This is a genomic window from Paraburkholderia dilworthii (assembly GCF_000472525.1).
Classification (GTDB): domain Bacteria; phylum Pseudomonadota; class Gammaproteobacteria; order Burkholderiales; family Burkholderiaceae; genus Paraburkholderia; species Paraburkholderia dilworthii.
The window spans coordinates 63450-76757 of sequence record NZ_AWZT01000007.1 but is presented as its reverse complement, the minus strand read 5'-3'; the positions used below and the strand labels follow the sequence as shown (position 1 = coordinate 76757).

Genomic DNA, 13308 nt, shown 5'->3' with positions numbered 1-13308 from the left:
CGTTCGCCGCACAATGCATTGTGCTGGCTTTTTGTGCAGCCCCCGCCTTATCGCAACCCGCCATCGGCGCCGCGCACTGCGCCGAGGCACCGACACGCCGACACGCCGATGGCGAAGCTCCTCCCTGTTGACGGCGGCGTCCCAACAAAACCGCTTCGCCGTTGTTCCGCCGTCCGTCTGCCTTTCGTTTTCGCGATCGGGCGCGAGACCTTACGCGACTTTCTTGTCGAAGAACTGTTCGTCTTCCGTCGAGCCGTGCAACGCGGTGGTCGATGCTTCGCGCTCGACTGTTTGCGTCACCGCGTCGAAGTAGCCCGTACCGACTTCGCGCTGGTGCTTCACGGCGGTGAAGCCCTTTTCCGCTGCCGCGAATTCGGCCTGCTGCATCTCGACGAACGCCGTCATCTGGTTGCGGGCATAGCCGTGCGCGAGGTTGAACATCGAGTAGTTCAGCGCGTGGAAGCCGGCCAGTGTGATGAACTGGAACTTGTAGCCCATTGCGCCCAATTCGCGCTGGAACTTGGCGATGGTCGCGTCGTCCAGGTTCTTCTTCCAGTTGAACGACGGCGAGCAGTTGTACGACAGGAGTTGATCCGGGTACTCCTCGTGGATCGCGTCGGCAAATTTCTTCGCGAACTCGAGGTCCGGCTTGCCCGTTTCGCACCAGATCATGTCGGCGTACGGCGCGTAGGCGAGGCCACGCGAGATCGCCTGTTCGAGACCCGGCTTCGTGCGATAGAAGCCTTCGACCGTGCGCTCGCCGGTCAGGAACGGCTTATCGTTTTCGTCGACGTCGGATGTGATCAGGTCGGCGGCTTCGGCATCGGTACGGGCGAGCAGCACGGTCGGCACACCCGAGACGTCCGCAGCCAGACGCGCAGCCGTCAGCTTCGCGACGTTTTCGCGAGTCGGTACGAGCACCTTGCCGCCCATGTGGCCGCACTTTTTCACCGATGCCAGTTGATCTTCGAAGTGCACGCCCGCCGCGCCGGCTTCGATCATCGCCTTCATCAGTTCAAATGCATTCAGCACGCCGCCGAAACCGGCTTCGGCGTCCGCGACTATCGGCGCGAAGTAATCGATATACCCTTCGTCGCCGGGATTCTTGCCTTCCGACCACTGGATCTGGTCGGCGCGCGTCAGCGTGTTATTGATGCGCTTGACGACGAGCGGCACCGAGTTGGCCGGATAGAGCGACTGGTCCGGGTACATTTCGCCGGCCACGTTCGCATCGCCCGCGACCTGCCAGCCCGACAGATAGATGGCCTTCAGACCGGCCTTGACCTGCTGCATCGCCTGATTGCCGGTGAGCGCGCCGAGGGAATTAACGAACGGCTCGGTGTTCACGCTATGCCAGAGCTTTTCGGCGCCGCGCTTGGCGAGCGTGTGTTCGACCTGCACGGAGCCACGCAGACGGATCACGTCCTCAGCGGTGTAGGTGCGCTTGACGCCTTTCCAGCGCGGATCGGTTTGCCATTGCTGTTGAAGTTGGCGGGCTTGTTCTTCGCGCGTCGTCATGGTTTTCTCCTTGGTTGCCTGAAAAAATGGATGCTGGACTCTGTCTTCGTCGAAGCGATCAGCCGGGGAGGCGTTTTGTTTCGCGAAGTCTTATATAAGAGTCTAGGCAAATCGACCGATGAGCAATAGTCGCCCGCCCGCGATTTTCTAATAATTGTTGTCCTTAAAAATCATTGACTTATCAATTACATTCCGCATTAAGAAACGATTTTTCCCATCTTGCAATGGGCACCGTTGTGCCGTGCAGCAAGATTTTTTACGACGCAAAAAAATTTTGCACATCGTGAAATCCAGGTGGCGATAATCGATGGACGAAAAAAAACCGATGCCTGAGCACCGGTTTTTCATTTCGACTTAACGACAGCACGAAGCTGCCGGGGTCTTTTCAACTAACTATTTCTTGCCTATTCCAGCCAGAACGCGGCTTCCGCACTGAGGCGGGCACGCCGTTGCTCCAGCTGTAAGCGTTGACTCACGCGTCTTAGCTGCCGCGACGTGCGGTACGCGGGCCGTCGCTGCGGCGTGCGCCGTAGCCGCCGTCACGCGAGCCGCCGTAGCCTTCGCGCGAACCGCCGCCAAAGCCGCCATCACGCGAACCGCCGCCAGCCGGCTTGCCGGCCCAGCCGCCGCCGGTGCCGCTGCGCGAGCTGCCGGCGTTACCGGCCGGCTTGCCCGAGCCGCTGCCGAAGCGGCGTCCGCCGCCATTGCCGCCGCCCGGACGGCCGCGGCCGCCAAAGCCAGGACGGCCGTTGCCCGACGGGGCCGACTTACGCGGCTCGAAACCCGCGACGACGTTGACCGGCAGCGGCGTGCGCACGAAACGCTCGATGCGCTTGAGCGCGCCCTGTTCGGCGTGATGCACGAGGCTCACCGCGATACCCGAGCGGCCAGCGCGGCCGGTACGGCCGATACGGTGCACGTAGTCTTCGGCGAACTTCGGCAGGTCGTAGTTGAACACGTGCGTGATGCCCGGGATGTCGATACCGCGAGCGGCGACGTCCGTTGCCACCAGCACGCGCACGCGGCGCTCGCGCAGTGCGCGGATCGTGCGGTTACGCGCGCCTTGCGGCAGATCGCCGTGCAGTGCGGCCGACTCGAAACCGGCGTCGGCGAGACGCCCAGCCAGTTGGTCCGCGTCCATCTTGGTTGCCGTGAAGACGATAGCCTGGTCGAGGCCGGAATCACGCAGCAGATGGTCGAGCAGACGGTCCTTGTGATCGCGGTCGTCGACGTAATGAACGGTTTGCGCGATGTTGGTACGCTGTTCCAGGCGCTGAACGATCTCGATACGCTCCGGGTCCTTCAACAGGCGGCCGGTCAGCGAACTGATCTTGCCGTCGAGCGTGGCCGAGAACAGCATGGTCTGACGCGTGGCCGGCGTGGCGGCGACAATCGTTTCGATGTCTTCGATGAAACCCATGTCGAGCATGCGGTCGGCTTCGTCGAGCACGAGAATCTGCAGTTGCGACAGATCGATACGGCCGCGCTCGAGGTGGTCGATCAGACGGCCTGGCGTAGCGACCAGGATTTCCGGGTTCTTCGCCAGCAGCATCAGCTGTTGGCCGTAAGCGACGCCGCCGAGAATGCTGACGGTGCGCAGGCGCTTCAAATGCTTGCCGTACGTGGCGGCGGCGGTGGTGACCTGCATCGCGAGTTCGCGGGTCGGCGTCAGAACCAGCATGGTCGGACGGGCAACCGGTTGCGGGCGGCGCGTGCGGGCGCCGTCGGCCGGACGCGGTTCACGCGGCTGGCTGGCTTGTGCCTTTTGCAGTTGCGAGAAACGCTCGATAGCGGGCAGCATGAACGCGGCGGTCTTGCCCGAACCGGTCGGGCTCGAAACCATCAGATCGCGGCCGGCGATGCCAGCGGGGATCGCGCGTTGCTGAACCGGCGTGGGGTTCTGGTAACCAGCGGCGGTCAGCGCGGAGACGACATCCGCGGACAGACCGAGCGACGCGAACGTCGGGCCGGCCGGGACTGCGGCTTCAGCGGCGACGGCTTCCGGAGCGGCAGCAACGGCTGCGGCTTGTGCGGGTGCGTCGGCGAGACCGAGTGCCTGGTCGGCGATGGCGTTCAACGGGCTGCTGGGGGTATTGCTCGAAGTCATGAGAATCCTTGGTACACAGGGAATTAAAACGTCGGCGCCAATCGGCATACCCAAGTCGTCGGATTCAGCGAGCAAAGAAGCAGCGAGCAAATCGAAAAACGGGGGCAACTCGCAACAATAAAGGCGAGTTTTTCGTTAGAAGCTGTATCGGATGCGACACGCCAACATGGCTTGCCGCCAGCCTGGGACATGATCGCCCGTAGGGGGCTAGGCAGGAGGGGACAGGTTCTAAACTGGATTGGAGCTAAACGCTACGAGGCGCTGCGCCGCAAAGGCCGCTTATGAAAGCGGGCAAAGCAGTGAAGCGCAGGCAACATTGTATAGGTATTTGTTGCACTGCGCCACCGTTAGGACATTTCTTAGCGGAAAACTTGCACCGCGCGAGGCGCAGCGCGGTGCTGCGAGCGGCTTTGAACGAATGGGCCTTCAGGCGGACGCGCCGCTCCTCAGCGATTCGACGAGTTCCACGTACTGCTGCTTGGCGGCGTCCTGCGCGGTGCCCTTGAGCGCGGCCCACGCGTCGTATTTGTATTTGCCGACGATATCCGCGAAGCCCGGCTTGTCGCCGTGGACGTCGCCTTCGCTGGCTTGCTTGAAGAGCGCGTAGAGGCGCAGCAGCGTGAGATTGCCCGGACGCTCAGGCAGTTGCTTGACGTCTTCCTGGGCTTGGGTGAATTGCGTGTCGAGGTCCGTCATCGTCGTGCTCTCCGGCGGGATGGTTAGGTGGCCGACGATCATAACAATTGCATGCCCTGGCGTGGCCGAGGGCTTATTCCAAACGTTAGCTGTTGGCGAGTACCGAACCGGCGCGCGAATATATAGCCGGTATCGATATGCGGTTCCTGTTCCGCGTGATCCAGTTGCGATTGCGCGTCGTCCGATTCCGGTACCGCATCGGCAGCCGATTACGCGTCCGGCGCCCGCCGCCCGCCGAACGACATGCGTCGTGCCGAAGACCAAACCGCATCGGCGCGCGCGGCGCCGATTACAATACGGTCCATGACTCAAACAGTGCTTCTTGCCCTCGATACTTCCACCGAATTCTGCTCGGTAGCGCTTCTGTCGGCCGCCGCCGTCGATGTCGACGCAGCGGACCACGCACGCGCCGAGCCGCGCGCGTGGGTGCGCCACGAGCAGACGGGCGCCGTGTCGAGCATGCGCCTGCTGCCCGCGATCCGCGAACTTTTCAGCGAAGCGGGTCTGGCGCTCGCCGACTGCAACGCGATCGCGTTCGGTTCTGGTCCGGGCTCGTTCACCGGCCTTCGCACGGCCACGGGCGTCGCGCAAGGGCTGGCGTTCGGCCTCGATCTGCCGGTCGTGCCGGTCAGCACGCTGCTGGTTTGCGCGGAAAGCGCCCGGCGCCGCGATCCGGCCGCCACACGTGTGCTGGCGGCGCTCGACGCCCGCATGGACGAAATCTATTGGGCCGACTACGCGTGGGACGAAGCTCAGGGCGAATGGCGCACCGTTCAGAGCGCATCGCTCGATACGCCCGAGCGGCTCGTGTTGCCCGACGAGCCCTTCACGCTCGCAGGTAACGCTGCCGCGGCCTTCAGCGCGCGGCTGCCGGCGCTCGCAGCCGCCCGGTCCGTCGATTACGAGGCATTGCCGCATGCGCTGCCGCTCGCGTACGCCGCGTTGCGCGCATTTCACGCGGGTCGCACCGTGCCCGCCGATCAGGCCGCGCCAGAATACATCCGCAACAAGGTCGCGCAAACCACGGCCGAGCGCATCGCGGAAAAAGCGGCAAAGGCAGGGCAGGCCGCGGCGCTTGCCCATGACGCCCTGCCTCGCGAGGGACGGCAATGAGCGGCGTGCTGCTGGCGGACCGCTATATGTCGCCGATGACCGAAGGCGACCTCGACGAAGTGGCCGCCATTGAAAAGCTCGCCTACGAGTTTCCCTGGAGCCGCGTCAATTTCGGCGACTCCCTGCGCAACGGCTATTTCGGCGTTTGTCTGCGGCATGTTACGGGCACGCTGATCGGCTATTGCGTGCTGATGCCGGTGGTCGACGAAATGCATTTGCTGAATCTGTGCGTCGCGCCCGCCGCGCAAGGCGCCGGCGCCGGACTCACACTACTGCGCGAGGCCGTGCGCATTACCCGCGCAGAGAAGCTCGACGGGCTGCTGCTCGAAGTGAGGCCGTCAAATCATCGCGCGATACGGCTCTATGAGCGTTTCGGCTTCACGTCGATTGGCCGGCGCAAAAACTATTATCCGGCGCGGCATCGCAGCCGGGAGGACGCCATCGTGATGCGTTTATCGTTTGTCAGGGAGGGCGCGGATGGCGCTGCATGATTCGGTACTGGAAGAGTTCGGGCTCGCGCCGCGCTGGGTGCGTCGCGGGATGGCGGCGGTGCAGGAACCGGCTGCCGGCGCTGGTGCAGAGCAGGGTGTCGACGCGCCCCGCCCGCATGGTGCGAGCGACCTCACGCAGAGCGATGCGCGTGCGCCTTCCGCGGCCGGCTTGACGCCGCAAACGTCGCGCACCTCCGCGATACGCGGGGCCGAGCCGTCGCGACAAGCCGACGACGACCTGCACGCGCAAACGCATACCGAAAGCGATGCGCGAGCTCGTGGGACTCAGCCGCCACATCCGGCAGGATCTCGCGATAGCGTTCGGCACGTACGGCCGGTCGAGCGCGTCGACGATCCGGCGCACATCGTTCCGGACGCGGCACAGCGCGAGTCTCGGCCGCCGCCCGCACCGGACGCGGGGCAGCAGCGCATATCAGGCGCAGCCGGGAGCCGCAACCCGGCAACCGCACAGCGGCAGAGCATACCCGAGCCGTCCTCTTTCGACGCCCCGCCCGCCGACGACTTCGCATGGTTCGACGACCTCCCGCTTCATGCACCGGGCGACGTTGGCGCGCCCATGCACGCGCGCCGCGAAACGCTCGAACCTCCCGCGATCCACACGCTCGACTGGGACGCGTTGAGCGAGCGCGCTTCGACCTGCGAACGCTGCCGGTTGTGCGAGAAGCGCACAAAAACCGTGTTCGGCGTAGGCGATCGGAACGCCGACTGGATGCTGATCGGCGAAGCGCCCGGCGAGAACGAGGACCGCGTGGGCGAGCCGTTCGTCGGCCAGGCGGGCAAGCTGCTCGACAACATGCTGCGTTCGCTCACGTTGGCACGCGACGCCAACGTGTATATCGCGAACGTGATCAAGTGCCGCCCGCCTGGCAACCGCAATCCCGAGCCCGATGAAGTCGCGCGTTGTGAATCTTATCTGCAACGCCAGGTGGGGCTCGTGAAACCCAAGCTGATCGTCGCGCTCGGGCGCTTTGCCGCGCAGAGCCTGCTCAAGACGGACGCGAGTATTTCGTCGTTGCGCGGCCGCGTCCACGAGTATGAGGGCGTGCCGGTGATCGTCACCTATCACCCGGCCTATCTACTGCGCAGTCTGCCTGACAAGGCGAAGGCGTGGGCCGATCTGTGTCTCGCGCGCGATACGTGGCTTGCGGGCGGCGGCGCACCGTCGAACGCGGCGAAGCGGTGAACGTGGATGAGCCGGCGGCGCGTCGTCCGGCGCAAGCGCGCGAGCACATCGCCGGCGTCGACTCTGTTGGGGCGACGGTTGGGAGCGGCGATGCCGCCAGTGCGCACACCATTCTTTCCACGTTACTCGACACGTTGCGCGACTGCGCAGTTCGCGATCTCGCCTGGCTGCTGCTGAGCGCCGATCTGTTGCGTCCGCAACCGCCGATGGGCGAACTTGCTGCTCCTTTCCAGACCTCGCTGCAACTCCACGACACGCTCGACTGGCTGCGCGCGCTCGATGCGGCGCCCGCCCAGTTGCATCACGACCTAGCCGCGACGCGCATCACGCGTCTTGGCCGCTACGCCGAACGCTTGCTCGGCTGGTTTCTGCAACATGGACCGGCGGCGCGGCTCGTCGCGGCGGGCGTGCCGCTGCGGCGCGCGGGGCTCACGCTCGGCGAATGCGATTTTCTTTTACGCACGCAGGACGGTGCGCAGCTTCACTGGGAGCTTGCGGTGAAGTGCTATCTGCATGCGGGCGATGCAAGCGGGCTAACCGCGCTAACCGCCCCGCAGTCAGATGTGCGTTTATCAGCAGCGCCGTTACCAGCGGCTGGATCGCCGCAGCTATCGAACTATGTGGGCCCGAACCTGAAAGACCGCTTCGATCTCAAGCTCGCCCATCTGCTCAATCACCAGTTGCCGCTGAGCGCGCGCGAGGACTTTGCGTCGACGGGTTATCCGGGCCCGTGGACACCGCAAATGTTCGTCAAAGGCTGGTTGTTCTATCGGCATGGCGAGACGCCAGCAGATCCGGTCGAGGTCGACCCCGCGCATGGCCGCGGCTGGTGGGTGACGTGGAGTGACTGGCTGGAATTCGCGGCGGCACACGCGCAGCATTGGCGTGTGTTGCCGCGGCTCGAATGGCTGGCGCCGAGGCGCTATCGTCACGACGAACAGCACGCGGCGTATAGCGCTTGGGTCGATCCGCTAACGCTCGCCGCTCAAACGTCGCATCAACCGGGACCGACGATGGTCGCCGCATTCGCAGCGGACAGCGCGGGCAACCTGCTCGAACGCTCGCGCGGGTTTATCGTGCCCGACGAGTGGCCCGAGCGGGCGCGAGCTTACGCAAGCCAGTAAGCCTGCCGCATTACCACCATCGATAGAAATGATGCACGGGGCCGACGCCGCTGCCGACCTGCAGGCGATCGCTTGCCTGCAATGCGCCGGTCAGATACTGCTTTGCATCGGCGACCGCGCTCGCAAGGTCGTCGCGTTGCGGAACCAGCGCCGCAATCGCCGACGACAGCGTGCAGCCCGTCCCATGTGTGTTCTTCACGGGCACGCGCGGGCCGCCGAGGCGCAGCGTGCCGCTTTCCTGAACCAGCCAGTCGGGGCTATCGGCGGCGCCCAGATGGCCGCCTTTCATCAGCACCGCACGGGCGCCGAGAGCGCGCAGCGCTTCGCCTTGCTCGATCATGCCGGCTTCGTCGGCAGCGGCTTGCACGCCGTCGAGCAGTGCGGCGGCTTCGGGAAGATTGGGTGTCAGCAGATCGGCGAGCGGCAGCAATTCTTCGCGCAGTGCGGCGACCGCATCCGGCAGCAGCAGCGCATGGTTACTCTTCGAGATCATCACCGTATCGAGGATGATGTGCTTGGGCTTGTGCCGGCGCAACGCATCGGCGACCGCGCGAACAATCGACGCGTTGGCGAGCATGCCGATCTTCACCGCGTCGATGCGGATGTCGTCGAACACGGCGTCGAGTTGCGCGGTGATGAAGCTCGCGTCCGGCGCGTGAATCGCGGTGACGCCGCGCGTGTTCTGCGCGGTAAGCGCGGTGATCACGCTCGCGCCATAAGCGCCGAGCGCCGAGAAAGCCTTCAGATCGGCCTGGATGCCGGCGCCGCCGCCGGAGTCGGAGCCGGCGATCGTCAGCACGTTGGGAATCGGTTGAGTCATGGCAAAGCGGGAAAGGGTAAAAGCGCGCGCGCGGCAGAAGGAGGCACGCCCGGACGTGTCAGTGCTTGACTTCGCCGATCAGCGCCACTGAGTCGAACGCGCGCTGGTTCGCCTGGTGACGCCGCATCACGATCCACATCATCAGGCAGACGAAGCTGCCGAACAGCACGATCACCGCCGTGACCGGCACGTCCAGCCAGACGAGCACCGCGTACAGGCACAGCATGACGAGCACGGAGAGATTTTCGTTGAAGTTCTGTACGGCAATCGAGTGGCCCGCCGACAGCAACACGTGGCCGCGATGCTGGAGCAGCGCATTCATCGGTACGACGAAGAAGCCGGACAGGCCGCCGACGATCATCAGGAAGATATAAGCGACGATCAGATAACCGGGCACGTGTATCCGGCCGAAGTACACGCCCCAATGCGCAGGAAACAGGCTGCGCGTGTAGAAGGCCATCAGCATCACGGCAAGGCCCATCATGATGCCCACCGGCAGCACCGACAGCGACTTCTTCAACGGCACGCGCGAAGCGGCGAAGATCGCGCCGCCCGCGACGCCGACAGCCACCACCGCCTGCAGGATCGCCGCTTCGGAGAGCGACATATTGAGCGACACTTCCGCCCACTTCAGCACGATGAATTGCAGCGTCGCGCCCGCGCCCCAGAACAGCGTCGTGACCGCGAGCGAAATCTGCCCGAGCTTGTCGCGCCAAAGCACGAGAAAACAGTCGGCGAAATCGGTGACGAGCTTGATCGGGCCGCGTTCCTGTTTCGGGTAGCGCGCGCCGGTGTCGGGAATGCGCAGATTGAAGAGCGCGGCGATCACGTAGATCACCATGATGACCAGCATCGCCGCTTCAGCGGGTGTGTTGACCGTGGGAATATGGTGCCGCAAGATGGGCGCCGCAATATGCGGACTGATCAGTGCTCCGCCGAGCACGGTGCCGAGAATGATCGAACCGACCGTGGTACCTTCGATCCAGCCATTGGCGGCGACGAGCCGGTCAGGCGGCAGCAGTTCGGTGAGAATCCCGTATTTGGCGGGCGAATACGCAGCCGCGCCGAAACCCACGATTCCGTAGGCAAGCAGCGGATGCGCGCCGACCAGCATCGTGATGCAGCCGAGCACCTTGATGGTGTTCGTGATGAACATCACGCGTCCTTTCGGACGGGAATCGGCGAAGGCGCCCACGAAGGCGGCGAGAACGACGTACGACAGCACAAAAAACAGCTTGAGCAGCGGCGTCATCCAGTTTGGGGCGTGTAGATCTTTCAGCAGTGCTATAGCAGCGATCAGAAGCGCATTGTCGGCCAACGACGAAAAAAACTGCGCGGCCATGATGGTGTAAAAACCTTTTTTCATCTGATGCGATGCTGTCCTCGCTGCGGTCTGTCCGCCCCGGCCGTTTGTTATGCGTCCGGGCTTATGCCGTTCGAAATGGGTTGTGCGCACGGCTTTATATCACGAAAATAGCTGCATTCAGACTAGCAGAATCCTTGATCGCACCGCCCAGCGGGCTGCCGCGCGTTGAAAACGCCCTGTAAGCTGCTGATTCGCAAGCGTCTTTACGAAAATACTCCATGCCGCGCCCCCTCTCAGCCACGATTCACACCTCCGCCCTCGCCAATAACCTCGCCGTCGCGCGCCGCTATGCGCCTAAATCGAAGATCTGGGCGGTCGTCAAGGCCAACGCCTATGGGCACGGCCTCGCGCGCGCTTTCCCAGGTTTGCGGGCAACGGACGGCTTTGGGTTGCTGGACCTCGAAGAAGCCGTGAAGTTGCGTGAATTGGGCTGGGCGGGCCCAATTCTTTTGCTCGAGGGATTTTTTCGTCCGACGGACATTGACGTCATCGACCGCTATAGCCTGACGACGGCGCTCCATTCGGACGAGCAGTTGCGCATGCTGGAGATGGCGCGTCTGTCCAAGCCTGTCAACATCCAGTTGAAGATGAATAGCGGGATGAACCGGCTCGGCTATACGCCGGAGAAATTCCGCGCGGCGTGGGAGCGGGCGCGCGCATGTCAGGGCGTCGGCCAGATCACCTTGATGACCCATTTCTCCGACGCCGACGGCGAACGCGGCGTGGCTCACCAGATGGAAGCATTCGAGCGCGGCGCGCAAGGCATTGCCGGTGCCCGCAGCCTCGCCAATTCGGCGGCCACGCTGTGGCATCCCGAATCGCACTTCGACTGGGTGCGTCCGGGCATCATTCTGTACGGCGCGTCGCCGTCGGGCGTGTCGGCCGCCATCGAAGGCACCGGCTTGCAGCCGGCCATGACGCTCGCGTCCGAACTGATTGCCGTGCAAACCATCGCGGAAGGCCAGACAGTCGGCTACGGGTCGCTCTTCAAGGCGCGCGCGCCGATGCGCATCGGCGTGGTGGCGTGCGGTTACGCCGACGGCTATCCGCGAGTGGCACCCGAAGGCACGCCGGTGATCGTCGACGGCGTGCGCACGCGGGTCGTGGGACGTGTGTCGATGGACATGCTCACCGTCGACCTCACGCCGGTCCCCACCGCGAATGCCGGCTCGCGCGTCGAATTGTGGGGCACGTCGCTGCCCATCGACGATGTTGCGCGCGCCTGCGGCACGATCGGCTACGAGCTGATGTGCGCGGTCGCGCCACGCGTGCCGGTGCGCGCCGAGTAATAGGGGGCGCGCTGCTTCATCGGGCGGTGCGGTCAAGACAAAGAACACCAAACACCAGTAACCAGGCAAGAACGCGTGGCAAAAGCAAAAACGTTGTACGTATGCAGTGAATGCGGCGGTCAAACGCCGAAATGGGCGGGGCAGTGCCCGTCCTGTCAGGCCTGGAACACGCTCGTCGAATCGGTCGCCGAAACGCCTTCCACGCATCGCTTCCAGTCGCTCGCGAAGAGTGCGCCGGTGCGGCGTCTTGCCGATATCGAAGCGTCCGACGTACCGCGCTTTTCCACCGGCGTCGGCGAATTCGACCGTGTGCTCGGCGGCGGTCTGGTGCCGGGCGGCGTGGTGCTGATCGGCGGCGATCCGGGCATCGGCAAATCGACGCTCCTGCTGCAATCGCTCGCCGAAATCGCCGCCGACAAGCGCGCGCTCTATATCAGCGGCGAAGAATCGGCCGCGCAGATTGCGTTGCGCGCGCAACGATTGTCGCTGCTCGAACCGGGCTCGAAAGCGAGCGAACTGCAATTGCTCGCCGAAATCCAGCTTGAGAAAATCCAGGCGACGATCGCGGAGCAGCGGCCCGACGTCGCAGTCATCGACTCCATCCAGACGGTCTATTCCGACGCGCTTACGTCCGCGCCGGGCTCGGTCGCGCAGGTCCGCGAGTGCGCGGCCCAATTGACGCGCATCGCGAAGCAGTCGGGCACCACGATCATCATGGTCGGCCACGTGACCAAAGAAGGCGCGCTTGCGGGGCCGCGCGTGCTGGAGCACATCGTCGATACAGTGTTGTACTTCGAGGGCGACACGCACTCGTCGTTTCGCCTCGTGCGCGCGATCAAGAACCGCTTCGGCGCAGTTAATGAACTCGGAGTGTTCGCGATGACCGAGCGCGGCTTGCGCGGCGTCGCGAATCCGTCGGCGCTCTTTCTGTCGCAACACGAGCAGTCGGTGCCGGGCTCGTGTGTGCTGGTCACGCAGGAGGGCACGCGGCCGCTATTGGTCGAAGTGCAGGCGCTGGTGGATTCCGCCAACGCACCGAATCCACGGCGCCTCGCCGTTGGTCTCGAACAGAATCGGCTCGCGATGCTGCTAGCGGTGCTGCATCGGCACGCCGGGATTGCGTGTTTCGATCAGGACGTGTTTCTGAACGCGGTGGGCGGCGTGAAGATCACCGAGCCGGCCGCGGATCTGGCGGTGCTGCTCGCCATTCATTCGTCGATGCGCAACAAACCGCTGCCGAAGGGGCTCGTGGTGTTCGGTGAAGTCGGGCTCGCCGGTGAAATCCGGCCGTCTCCGCGCGGCCAGGAACGCTTGAAGGAAGCGGCGAAGCTCGGCTTTTCGGTAGCCGTCATTCCAAAGGCCAACGCGCCCAAGCAGCCGATCGACGGCTTACAGGTCGTTGCGGTCGAGCGCATCGAACAGGCAATCGACCGGGTCCGCACGCTCGAGTAGACGGGCATTGCGCACGCTGCGCGCCGCTTGGGCGCCGTAATGCGCCGTAAATATCTCCAGGTTGGCTGTAACCAACAAGCCCTTCCTTTTTCCTTAAGCTCCACAGCTATTGCATCCCTTCGATGCCC

The 13308-nt window shown here is 64.2% G+C and carries 11 protein-coding genes; 6 read left to right on the top strand and 5 right to left on the bottom strand.

Annotated features, from left to right (window positions below; genetic code table 11):
* Positions 1-210: 210 nt before the first annotated feature.
* The 3 genes from aceA to F759_RS0108955 form a co-directional block, all read right to left on the bottom strand.
* Positions 211-1518, bottom strand: a complete 1308-nt coding sequence (aceA, locus tag F759_RS0108965) for an isocitrate lyase (protein ID WP_027799549.1) — start codon at positions 1516-1518, stop codon at positions 211-213.
* Between the two features lie 481 nt (positions 1519-1999).
* Positions 2000-3625, bottom strand: coding sequence for a DEAD/DEAH box helicase (locus F759_RS0108960; RefSeq protein WP_027799548.1), 1626 nt, complete (start codon positions 3623-3625; stop codon positions 2000-2002).
* A 426-nt stretch (positions 3626-4051) separates the two neighbouring features.
* Positions 4052-4321 (bottom strand): acyl-CoA-binding protein, encoded by a 270-nt coding sequence (locus F759_RS0108955; RefSeq protein WP_027799547.1) that lies wholly within the window; start codon positions 4319-4321, stop codon positions 4052-4054.
* 303 nt (positions 4322-4624) lie between these two features.
* On the opposite strand from F759_RS0108955, the gene tsaB reads away from it, so the two are divergent.
* The 4 genes from tsaB to F759_RS0108930 all read left to right on the top strand — a co-directional run bounded on the left by tsaB (position 4625) and on the right by F759_RS0108930 (position 8253).
* Positions 4625-5434: a tRNA (adenosine(37)-N6)-threonylcarbamoyltransferase complex dimerization subunit type 1 TsaB gene (gene tsaB / locus F759_RS0108945; protein ID WP_027799546.1), complete on the top strand. Its 810-nt coding sequence runs from the start codon at positions 4625-4627 to the stop codon at positions 5432-5434.
* A complete protein-coding gene (rimI, locus tag F759_RS0108940) occupies positions 5431-5925 on the top strand; it encodes a ribosomal protein S18-alanine N-acetyltransferase (protein ID WP_027799545.1) in 495 nt (164 codons plus the stop codon). Before tsaB ends, rimI begins: the two co-directional genes overlap by 4 nt.
* Positions 5912-7129 (top strand): uracil-DNA glycosylase family protein, encoded by a 1218-nt coding sequence (locus F759_RS0108935; protein WP_027799544.1) that lies wholly within the window; start codon positions 5912-5914, stop codon positions 7127-7129. Before rimI ends, F759_RS0108935 begins: the two co-directional genes overlap by 14 nt.
* Positions 7130-7239: 110 nt before the next feature.
* Positions 7240-8253, top strand: a complete 1014-nt coding sequence (locus F759_RS0108930; protein ID WP_027799543.1) for a DUF1853 family protein — start codon at positions 7240-7242, stop codon at positions 8251-8253.
* 10 nt (positions 8254-8263) lie between these two features.
* Here F759_RS0108930 and thiD read toward each other — a convergent pair whose 3' ends face one another.
* Positions 8264-9073: a bifunctional hydroxymethylpyrimidine kinase/phosphomethylpyrimidine kinase gene (thiD, locus tag F759_RS0108925; protein ID WP_027799542.1), complete on the bottom strand. Its 810-nt coding sequence runs from the start codon at positions 9071-9073 to the stop codon at positions 8264-8266.
* A 58-nt stretch (positions 9074-9131) separates the two neighbouring features.
* Entirely contained in the window at positions 9132-10439 is a 1308-nt protein-coding gene (gene lplT / locus F759_RS0108920; RefSeq protein WP_027799541.1) for a lysophospholipid transporter LplT, read from the bottom strand.
* Positions 10440-10657: 218 nt separating this feature from the next.
* Here lplT and alr point away from each other — a divergent pair, with 218 nt between their 5' ends.
* Both alr and radA read left to right on the top strand, forming a co-directional pair.
* Complete coding sequence (gene alr, locus F759_RS0108915; RefSeq protein ID WP_027799540.1) at positions 10658-11728, top strand: alanine racemase; 1071 nt, start codon at positions 10658-10660, stop codon at positions 11726-11728.
* A 75-nt stretch (positions 11729-11803) separates the two neighbouring features.
* Positions 11804-13180: a DNA repair protein RadA gene (radA, locus tag F759_RS0108910; protein WP_027799539.1), complete on the top strand. Its 1377-nt coding sequence runs from the start codon at positions 11804-11806 to the stop codon at positions 13178-13180.
* Positions 13181-13308: the final 128 nt, after the last annotated feature.

Bases quoted from the DNA above. Each gene is read 5' to 3' on its own strand.
- aceA (WP_027799549.1), bottom strand. From the start codon at position 1,518: ATGACGACGCGCGAAGAACAAGCCCGCCAACTTCAACAGCAATGGCAA.
- F759_RS0108960 (WP_027799548.1), bottom strand. From the start codon at position 3,625: ATGACTTCGAGCAATACCCCCAGCAGCCCGTTGAACGCCATCGCCGAC.
- F759_RS0108955 (WP_027799547.1), bottom strand. From the start codon at position 4,321: ATGACGGACCTCGACACGCAATTCACCCAAGCCCAGGAAGACGTCAAG.
- tsaB (WP_027799546.1), top strand. From the start codon at position 4,625: ATGACTCAAACAGTGCTTCTTGCCCTCGATACTTCCACCGAATTCTGC.
- rimI (WP_027799545.1), top strand. From the start codon at position 5,431: ATGAGCGGCGTGCTGCTGGCGGACCGCTATATGTCGCCGATGACCGAA.
- F759_RS0108935 (WP_027799544.1), top strand. From the start codon at position 5,912: ATGGCGCTGCATGATTCGGTACTGGAAGAGTTCGGGCTCGCGCCGCGC.
- thiD (WP_027799542.1), bottom strand. From the start codon at position 9,073: ATGACTCAACCGATTCCCAACGTGCTGACGATCGCCGGCTCCGACTCC.
- lplT (WP_027799541.1), bottom strand. From the start codon at position 10,439: ATGAAAAAAGGTTTTTACACCATCATGGCCGCGCAGTTTTTTTCGTCG.
- alr (WP_027799540.1), top strand. From the start codon at position 10,658: ATGCCGCGCCCCCTCTCAGCCACGATTCACACCTCCGCCCTCGCCAAT.